The following is a 1,924-nucleotide window of genomic DNA, read 5'->3' as shown; positions in this document are numbered from 1 at the left end:
CCTGCACGACGACCTCGCGGCACGCATCCCGGCCCTCACCGTCTATGACGGGGAACCGCCAGCGACCCCACCGGGCCGGTACGTATGTCTGTACTACGACACCGGTCTGGAGTCGGAGCGCCGCATCTGTGCCCCGTCGGCGCACATCAGGGTCGACGTGAGCGCCGTGTGTGTGGCCCGCACCCGCCCCGGCGTCCGGGACGCGGTGACGATCGTCCGCACCGCCCTCAACAGGTGCCAGCCGTTCGGTGCCGACTCGGCGATGGTCGAGGAATCATCCGGGCCACTGGTGACCGAGGGCCCTGCTGGCGACGTCCGCATGTCTGCGACTCTCGTTTTCACCGTCCGCATCAGAAGGAACCAGCTATGACCACCACCCGAGCCGCCGACCAGTCCGAACCGGTCGAGATCGAGACGACCGAGGCCGAGGAGGCCGAGGCGACCGACGCCGACATGGCCGCTGTCACCCGAATCGGGGTGAGCGTCGTGCGTGTCCGCGACACCGCGACCGGACACCACATCACCATCTCCGCCAACCTCGCGGACTCTGACAAGGCCCGCTACAAGCCACTCAAGTCGCCAGCCGTCGACGCCAACGGCAACCCAGCACACCCCAAGTTCAAGACCAACATCTAAGGAGCCCCCATGTCTCTCACTGTTTTCAATCCCGACGGCGTGGAGGTTCTCGAGAACTCCGCCGTTATCGTCGCCCCCGCTGTCGCGGACCTCGACAAGCCGACCGTCGCCGAGTACAACGCGGGCACCGCCATCGAGTGCTCCATCAAGTCGTTCGGCATCTCCACCGACGTCTCCTACGCCAGCTCGCAGTACCTGTGCGACAAGGTCGCGAAGAAGCGCGTCGGCAATCGCGAGCGCAACCTCGAGCCGCTCACCATCAAGATCGGCGACCCCCAGGCGGAGACCATTTCGGAGAAGTTCGTGGAGGACTCGGTGGTATACCTGATCCACCGGCCCGGACTGAAGCACACGACCCCGGCTGCAGCATCGCAGAAGGCTCAGGTCATCAAGGCTCGCGTCGCCGCCGTCGATCTCGTGCCTATCGGGGTCGAGGAGGGTGCCGTGTACGAGGTCCGCGTCGCGCTCGCCGTCGATGGACGCAACGCCGGGCTGTTCGCCACCATCGCGTCCTAACCCCCCAATCGCAGCCAGCCCCTACCGCATGGCCTCGCGCGTAGGGGGTGGCTGCATCTCAGAGAGGCCACCATGTCTGAATCGAAGTACGCCCAGCTGCTGGACGCCCGAGTGAAGTCGAGCATCCGGCGCACCACCACCGCCCCTGTCTGCCTGGACCCCGCTCTGTGGGAGGCCTGGGAGGCCGCCAAGAACGCTTTGGACGCCTGCCCCTCCGGTGACGACGCACCCAAGACGGGATCGCTCGGAGCCAAGCCGTCGGGGCGTCAGGCGGCCGAGAAGGCTGTGCAAGCGGCCCGCGCCGCTCTGCGTGAGGCGTCGATCCTCATCCACTACCGGGCGCTGCTCCCCGCCGAGTCGAGGGAGTTCTACGCCACCATCGACACCGAGGGCCCCGCGACCGACGTGTACGGGAACCTCATGCGCCGCTGCTTCACCCACGCCACCACCCTCGACGGTGAGACGATCGCCGACATTGACGAGGCCCGGTTCTCGCATCTCGTGGACAACATGGAGCTTCCCGAACTGGAGGCCCACAACGCGAAACTGAACGCGATCCTCGGTGAGCTGCCGGATTTTCCTATGTAGCTGAGGTTGTCGCCTCCGACGCCGAGTTGCGGACTGATCTGGCGATCGCCCGCAGCTTGGGCGTCAGCCTGCGCCGATTCAACGGGTGGGAGCCGACCACGGTCACCACCACCCGCCCCGACGGCACAACCATCACCACCCGTGACCCCGAGTTCGACGCGTGGGAGCGGTCGCTGTGGATCGC

4 protein-coding genes are annotated in these 1,924 nt (G+C 66.7%); all 4 read left to right on the top strand.

Going from position 1 to position 1,924, the window contains the following annotated elements:
- Window positions 1-370: hypothetical protein (locus ACTQ48_RS11065; RefSeq protein ID WP_441570948.1), on the top strand; the 370-nt coding region annotated here is incomplete at its 5' end.
- Complete coding sequence (locus ACTQ48_RS11060; RefSeq protein ID WP_441042097.1) at window positions 367-636, top strand: hypothetical protein; 270 nt, start codon at window positions 367-369, stop codon at window positions 634-636. The genes ACTQ48_RS11065 and ACTQ48_RS11060, both read left to right, overlap by 4 nt.
- Window positions 637-645: 9 nt before the next feature.
- Window positions 646-1,152: a phage tail tube protein gene (locus tag ACTQ48_RS11055; RefSeq protein ID WP_441042099.1), complete on the top strand. Its 507-nt coding sequence runs from the start codon at window positions 646-648 to the stop codon at window positions 1,150-1,152.
- A gap of 72 nt (window positions 1,153-1,224) precedes the next feature.
- Complete coding sequence (locus ACTQ48_RS11050) at window positions 1,225-1,740, top strand: hypothetical protein (RefSeq protein ID WP_441042101.1); 516 nt, start codon at window positions 1,225-1,227, stop codon at window positions 1,738-1,740.
- Window positions 1,741-1,924: the final 184 nt, after the last annotated feature.

The sequence above is a fragment of the Collinsella sp. Sow4_E3 genome (assembly GCF_052116285.1).
Taxonomy (GTDB): domain Bacteria; phylum Actinomycetota; class Coriobacteriia; order Coriobacteriales; family Coriobacteriaceae; genus Collinsella.
This window is presented reverse-complemented; position numbering and strand designations above follow the sequence as displayed.